The organism is Claveliimonas sp. (assembly GCF_037273965.1).
GTDB lineage: Bacteria > Bacillota > Clostridia > Lachnospirales > Lachnospiraceae > Claveliimonas > Claveliimonas bilis.
Genome location: NZ_JAYAZJ010000031.1, coordinates 26,627 through 33,378, shown reverse-complemented (window position 1 = coordinate 33,378; position 6,752 = coordinate 26,627). Strand labels below are relative to the sequence as shown.

The 6,752-nt window shown below is 41.1% G+C and carries 7 protein-coding genes and 1 pseudogene; 7 read left to right on the top strand and 1 reads right to left on the bottom strand.

The window, feature by feature from the left end:
- A partial coding sequence (locus WJ238_RS01325) for an IS3 family transposase (protein WP_337605940.1) occupies positions 1-869 on the top strand: 869 nt, incomplete at its 5' end.
- Between the two features lie 360 nt (positions 870-1,229).
- Here the strand turns inward: WJ238_RS01325 and WJ238_RS01320 are convergent.
- Positions 1,230-1,796 carry a hypothetical protein gene (locus WJ238_RS01320; protein ID WP_337605939.1) on the bottom strand — a complete coding sequence of 189 codons (567 nt, stop codon included), beginning with the start codon at positions 1,794-1,796 and terminating at the stop codon, positions 1,230-1,232.
- A gap of 128 nt (positions 1,797-1,924) precedes the next feature.
- On the opposite strand from WJ238_RS01320, the gene WJ238_RS01315 reads away from it, so the two are divergent.
- The 6 genes and pseudogenes from WJ238_RS01315 to WJ238_RS01290 all read left to right on the top strand — a co-directional run.
- Positions 1,925-2,401, top strand: a complete 477-nt coding sequence (locus WJ238_RS01315; protein WP_337605938.1) for a hypothetical protein — start codon at positions 1,925-1,927, stop codon at positions 2,399-2,401.
- A gap of 336 nt (positions 2,402-2,737) precedes the next feature.
- On the top strand, positions 2,738-3,193 hold the full coding sequence (locus WJ238_RS01310) for a macro domain-containing protein (RefSeq protein WP_337605937.1): 456 nt from the start codon (positions 2,738-2,740) through the stop codon (positions 3,191-3,193).
- A gap of 309 nt (positions 3,194-3,502) precedes the next feature.
- Positions 3,503-4,237, top strand: coding sequence for an SH3 domain-containing protein (locus tag WJ238_RS01305; RefSeq protein WP_337605936.1), 735 nt, complete (start codon positions 3,503-3,505; stop codon positions 4,235-4,237).
- A gap of 94 nt (positions 4,238-4,331) precedes the next feature.
- Complete coding sequence (locus WJ238_RS01300; RefSeq protein WP_337605935.1) at positions 4,332-4,739, top strand: hypothetical protein; 408 nt, start codon at positions 4,332-4,334, stop codon at positions 4,737-4,739.
- The gene (locus WJ238_RS01295; protein ID WP_337605934.1) at positions 4,736-6,352 is read left to right on the top strand and encodes a hypothetical protein; all 1,617 of its coding nucleotides are present in this window, start codon (positions 4,736-4,738) and stop codon (positions 6,350-6,352) included. The genes WJ238_RS01300 and WJ238_RS01295 overlap by 4 nt, the downstream gene beginning before the upstream one ends.
- Positions 6,353-6,497: 145 nt before the next feature.
- Positions 6,498-6,686 (top strand): annotated as a pseudogene (locus tag WJ238_RS01290) (IS3 family transposase); the annotation flags it as partial.
- Positions 6,687-6,752: the final 66 nt, after the last annotated feature.

The window sequence follows — 6,752 nt, the reverse complement described above, 5'->3', positions numbered from 1 at the left end:
CCGGGAAAATCTCATTTTATTGCCGGATGCTTGGTGTCAGCCGGCAAGGTTTCTATAAATATCTTGCGAATAAAGACCGTCCTTGGAAGTACCAGGATTTGGCAGATGCCATGAAAGAAATCATCAACGAGGACGAATGTAACGATACTTACGGACGGATCCGGATGTATCAGACACTGTTGCTGAAACAGCCGGAGGGAGTGCATATCCCAAGTGAGCGGACTGTATACCGGGTTATGGATCAAATCGGTCTGAGTCATCGGCCAAAAAGAAAACCGAATGGACTCACAAAGGCAGACCGGGAAGCCATGAAATCGGATGATCTGCTGAAGCGGGATTTCCATTCCGATGTCCCATTAGAAAAGTGCATTACAGATATCACAGAGATCCCGGCATCCAATGGAAAACTGTATGTATCTGCGATTTTCGACTGCTTTGATCTTAGCGTCCTCGGTCTGGCAATGGAAACAAACATGAAAGCAGATTTGTGTATCCAAACACTGGAAAACGCCCTGACTGCTTATCCCACGCTGGAAGGCGCTGTTATCCACAGCGACCGTGGGGCACAGTATACCAGCGAAGCCTATCGTCAAGCTATCCAGAAATATCATATCCACCAAAGCATGAACAGCGCGGGAGGGCGCTGCCATGATAATGCACGCTGTGAGAGTATGTGGGCCAGAATGAAGACAGAGCTCCTTTATGACCGTTATGATACAAAGCAGATGACTGTAGAGGAATTAAAGGTACTCATTTGGAGATACTTCCTCAGCTACTGGAATAACCGGAGGATCTGCTCTGCCAATGGAGGGGTTCCTCCTGCGGTAAAACGCAGGCAGTATTATGAGACTTTGGAGCGGGCGGCATAGTCAGTGATATCCTTGAGAAAAATGTGTCAACTAATCTTGACAATATCAGTCGGCTCATTTATGTTCTTTTCCAGCGTATAGTAGACGAAAACATCTGCGCTGCATGTTTCACATTCTTTTCGAATATCTTCTAAGAAACAAGTGTGAAGCAGTTCACATTGCTTCGGTGTCAGATGGGGCATCATCCTTGTCTTGGTTCTTCTGCCTGCCTCCGGTCTCGATTATAGAGTGAATCTCGCTTTACTTGCTACATATATTGAAAAGCTCCAAGCATTTTCTGAAAATTAAAGTAAAAAAGAAAAGTACCATTGTTGGTGCTTTTCTTTGTGTTTGATCAAATTCTGTTATCCTTTTTCTAAGTTAATATACAAAATGTTTCGTGGCAAGTTCGTCCCATTTTCCTCTGCAGCAGTCAAATTTCCGGACCAGTTCTTCAGGTGTGATGGCTATATTGACCGGTTCATCTGTGGGTTCAAAACCGAGCAACTCAAAAAACGGGTGGTCATCCTCTGTGTATGACGAAAATCGTTCTTCTGTCAGCCCTACTTCTGACGGAATAAAATATTCGCTTTCCTGACAGCATTCTCGGATCTTCATCATCTGTTCAGATAAAAGTTCGCCATTGATGACACAGCAGTTTAATACCTTATAGTTGTAAGCATCCCTGTATAGATAAACTATTTTTGTTCGTTGGTCTGGAAGCCATCCAGCTTTGCGGAATTTCTGGTGGGCAAACACTGCTATTTCAGACAGGTATTCCCCCTCTCGGTTAAATGTCTTCTCAAATTCTTGCGACCACTCCAGTATATTGTCTACGAGATAATCTGTAGCCGCATACTCATCTGGGAGATTCATCTTTTTCTTTCCTACAAGTTCACCAAATTCCATACTGATCCTGCAGATATTGTCTACTGTTTTCTGCTCCATATGTTCTTCCTCCTCTTTTAATAAGTGATTTCAGAAGAATATGCTCAAAACCGGAAGTTGAGTTTTCAATTTTCTTTTCGAAGTTATTACCATATTTTACTGATGTTTTAAGGAGAGGAGGAAAAATTATGTATGTAATCATGTATGGAAATGACGATAACCTTTATCACGAAGGCCCGTTTTCTACCTGGGAAGCCGCAAAAACAGCTTTTGAAAAGCGCTATGAGAAAGATATGTCCAGTATAGGAGAAGAGTGGCTGGATATGTGTCACCTGGGTGATGCCACCTACACAGTATATGTGAATGGTGAATACGTTATCAATGCCGAAATATACGCTATTGAAGAGCTGTTTGGTATCACGGCCAATGCATGGAAGAGAGAGCTAAAAGAAAATGATGACGTAGATGAAACGGACAAGGAGAGCACTTTCGGCAATATTATAACCGGGCGATACTACCTGGACGGTCAGCCGCAGGCAGAAGGACATCTTCTGTGTATTCCCCGGAAGGGTGAAAATGTTCTTCTGGGAACCGAACTGTATGTAGTACAGCAGATCTGCCATAATGCGAATGATCCGCATGTCGTGGATATTTTTCTCGCATAACGTACAAAAGGAAAGACAGGGACAGCATTTGCCCCTGTTTTTCTTATGCCCTGCTATCTTACATATTCTTAAAGAATAGTTAAGAGTATTAAAGGAGGAAGGATGATGATCAAGGAAATAATGGGCGATCTGATAAAGATGGATACGCATTTTATTGCACACCAGGTTAATTGCCGTGGTGTTATGGGAGCAGGGGTTGCTTACTAAGTGCGAAGGCGCTTGCTGGGGGAACAAAGTTATAACGACTACCGGGCTATATGCAGAAACATGAATTTCCGAAAACTGCTTGGAACAAACCAATATTGTCCGATTAAGTCAGGACAGGTGGTTGTAAATATGTTTGGAGAAAATGTTCCAACTGGCACAAAAGTCGATACAGACTACAAGGCGCTTTGGAGATGCCTAGAAGATCTGAAACGTTCAATGGAGCAGAAGGAAAAGGATGCCGCCATCCCCGGATATTTAGGCAGCGGTCTGGCTGGAGGGTGTTGGGAGTTTGTTTACACTTCGATCATCTGCCCGCTTTTTGCAGACTGCAATCAGACTTTATATATCGTGTATAGGGATGATAGTATTTTAAGGCTTTGGAACGAATTTCAGGATGTTCCACGCAATAAGAATGGAGGCATTTCCGAAACGTGGCATGGTTTTGAAATCTTCACAGATTCCTTTTTTATCGTGAAGTGGTTTGAAAACACCTTCAAGATCAGGGTCTGGGAGGATCTGCTGGGGAAGCAGGATGACATTACACCTCTTTTTTCCCATCCATTAACTGATGCGTCAGCCTCATAAAAGCATCCCCGGAACTCCGGGGTGCTTTTTTAGTTTTATTAACGTTCCATATAATTTTTTCTATATGAGATGTTCGTATTCCTTTGAGGATCGTCTTTCCGTCCATTTGTAATTCCTCCTCTTTGATGATGTTATTATTTTATCTTTCTTTATAACTATAGCAGATAGCACTATGCCAAAAAAACTTTTCTGAAAGTACAAAAATACCGCAAAATAGGCGAATACTGCTTGTAGACATAATATGTCTATGCGGTTAAAAAACGGTATGCTATACTTCTTTTAAATAAGCAGTTTTCTTAGGAGGGGGACATGAACAAAAAGATCATTTTAGCAATCCAGATATTATTTTTTCCATTTCTCTTCGTTGGGTGCCAACAGGGCGATAGTAAACAGAATAATACTGTTATCCAAGAAGAGATTGAGCAGCAACAACCTTACAACAACGAAGATAAGCAAAAACAGGGTACGGCCTCTGACGAACCATCAAAACCAATGGAGGAATCACAGATAGAACCGGAAGCTCCAGAAGTAAAAGACGAAGAAGAAAATAGTTCTAGTCTTAAATTGCAAAAAGCCGTATCAGGAACACTGAATATCCGTAGCATCCCTGACCATGAGGGGCAACTTGTCGGAACAGTAACTAACGATCAGGAAGTATTGCTGTTTAATGGGAAATTTGAACACGGTTATGGTTCGGATGGGGCTATACATGATTGGTGCTATATAACAACCGAAAGTGGGATTTCCGGATGGGTCAGAGAAGATTTGGTTACGGCAGATGGGAAAAGTGTAAAATCTGCTATGGGCATATTGCAATATTACCGTAAAGAGGTAGAAGGCACTTTAAATATCCGAAGTGAGCCAAAGCATGACAGCGAGCTAGTAGGTACAGTGGAGTCTCAATATGAACCACTGAAATTTTATGGAGAAATAGGAACCGGTATGGGATCAGACGGGCAAATGCATGAATGGTATAAGATCACAACAGAAGAAGGTGTAACTGGATGGGTCAGAAGCGATTACATTTGGAAGGAACAAGGCTAACATACCTTGTAATTATCATAATAGCAAGAAAAGGTAAATATTGAAAGGAAATTTATTCTATTGAAAGAAGGTGAAATATATGAAATGTGTCGTAATGTTACTGATTGTCAGCGTATTAGCAATTGTCGGATGTGGAACTCAAAAGGTAAATGAGGAGGATTTAGTCGCAAAATCAATAGGTGAAATAAATGCTGATTGTATTTTGGTTGAAGAAAAAGAAGGTGAGGCGGAAGGAGAAGATACCGAAGAAGTAGCACTAACTGTTGAAATGCCTGATTATGAGAAGCTTATGATAGAAGCCTACCAAACAGATGACCCGGAAACCTACATGAAGGAAGCACTTAGTTCTGGAGACTATGAAACAAAAAAATTTGATACGACGGCCCAAGTAACTGCCGAAGACGGAAAAAGGGTTGTCCATGAAGAAGAGGCGGTTGATCAATTATTAGAAGAGGAAATCATTAAAGCAATGAATACACTGACGGAGGAACAAGAAAAATGAGAAAAATAATAGCTTTCTTTTTAAGTATAGTCATGTGCATAACGACTATGGTACCAGAGGCCTATGCGGCAGATGGCTCATCTTCTGACCTGCCGGATCCGTATCTCAAATATACTGAAAATGAGTATATGTTTGAGTCCATCTTTTGTAGTAGTGAGGGGATCGGATATTTAAGCATGGTAGAGAATATAGAGAGTGATTCATTGATCAGTTCGTTAATGGACTTTTCTTCCAATCTTATCGAAGAAAATTTGGAGAAAAAGGATTATGCGGAAATATTAGCTAACCTGATTGCTATGCAGGAAGGAGATTTTGCCGAACAGATAGAACAGCAGGCAAATTACGATGATCTGAAAAACTTAGGCGACTATGCAGAAGATATTACCAATTTAGCACTTGGCGCTTTTGGCGGGAATAGTGTGATGGATGAGATTTCCCCTATTATAGACGCGGGATTCGGAGGAAAGGATGTCGTCATTGAGACCATAGAGCAGGCAAAGTATTATCAGACATCCATGCAAAGCTATATTGGGACAGAGTTCTTCCTTGAAGCTATAAGCCAATATGCAAGCGATAAAGAATTAAAGAGTGCAGCAAACAGCCTTTTAAAGGCAAATGAGGCCTTATTAGAAAAAAGGGTAGAGTATATTGCAGACTATGGAGAGACAATAGGGCAGTATGAAGCGGATTTTTTCATTGACAATCTTTCCATGGCTCTTCTGAAATCGTCTGACCTTTACAATACAGACGATACAACGAAATGGTTTATCGATTGCGGTAGCAACTTGCTAAGTACCGTATCAGCAAATCTTAATCTTGGTGAATTTGTATTCCATGGATTGATGTTGGCTGGTGATATCGGATTTGGGACATCCAATATGTTTAACCGGTATCAGGAAATGAAAGTGGTAGCCGACGTGGCAAATTCGCTCATTCAAGCTATCCATGAAGAAAAAGATGCTGATTTGGACGAAAAGACAAAAATTCAGGAAATATGCAAATATTACCGGGCATTACTTGTCACTCATGCAAGAGGGGAATATCTGGTTCACCAAATTTTGATGAACGATGCGGGAGTAGTGTCCGCAGTACGGAGATTTTCCGAGTCGTTCCTGCCAAAGGAAGAAACAACAGATGACTGGTATGCGGGCCAGATAGAGGTGTTGGGAGAATATTCAGACATTGTAAACCAGATCCTCTTTACCAGTGAGGAAGAAGTAGTAACAGCTAATGAGGAGCCCGCCCCGGATAATGTGGGAAATGAAACAATTACGGCATCCACTATTCAGGAAGGAACCTATGAATATGCAGATGGGGAATATCTTTCTCACTTTTCTGTTGACTATAGTAGTGGTTCCCCATGTTTTAACTTATCGTTTTGGTATCAATATGGGCAAAGTGCATCCATAGAAGATTTTCTAAACGTACCTCTTGTAGAAGGGCAATCTACGTACCGTTTGCAAGGGAACCGTTCAAGGCAGGAGCATGAAATCACGATTCTGCCGCAGGCAGATGGTACAATATGGATTAAAGTGCAAATGCTTAGTTCCGGTCAGACATGGTATGATAATGGGATTTGGGTTGATGGAACTTATAGCAAGGTGGGGCCCTAATACTATGGAATCTACAAAAAGATGTAATTGCATTCAATGGATATGGGAAGATGATCCTTTATCAAAAAAAGACCTTAAAAAAAGAGCGGATTACTGCTCTTTCAGACTGTAAACAAAGTTGGTGATGGAGTTAAGCTCCAGCATCAACTTACTTATGGAAAACTTCTTTGGATTGCTTAAACAAGAGATTTACTATGGTGTTGTTTACTATAGTTTTGAAGAATTGAAATCAGAAATAGAACGATATATAAAGTATTATAATGAACAACGAATAAAAGAAAAACTGGGATGGATGAGTCCTGTGCAATACAGGCTTAGCCTCTTGGCTGCATAAAAACAGCGTAGCAGCCAATAAACTGCTACGCTTAAAAGTCTAACTTTTGGGGGTCACCTCAAAAGG

What these genes read in the sequence shown, in the direction of transcription:
- WJ238_RS01320 (WP_337605939.1), bottom strand. Translation starts at nt 1,796, where the DNA reads ATGGAGCAGAAAACAGTAGACAATATCTGCAGGATCAGTATGGAATTT.
- WJ238_RS01315 (WP_337605938.1), top strand. Translation starts at nt 1,925, where the DNA reads ATGTATGTAATCATGTATGGAAATGACGATAACCTTTATCACGAAGGC.
- WJ238_RS01310 (WP_337605937.1), top strand. Translation starts at nt 2,738, where the DNA reads ATGTTTGGAGAAAATGTTCCAACTGGCACAAAAGTCGATACAGACTAC.
- WJ238_RS01305 (WP_337605936.1), top strand. Translation starts at nt 3,503, where the DNA reads ATGAACAAAAAGATCATTTTAGCAATCCAGATATTATTTTTTCCATTT.
- WJ238_RS01300 (WP_337605935.1), top strand. Translation starts at nt 4,332, where the DNA reads ATGTTACTGATTGTCAGCGTATTAGCAATTGTCGGATGTGGAACTCAA.
- WJ238_RS01295 (WP_337605934.1), top strand. Translation starts at nt 4,736, where the DNA reads ATGAGAAAAATAATAGCTTTCTTTTTAAGTATAGTCATGTGCATAACG.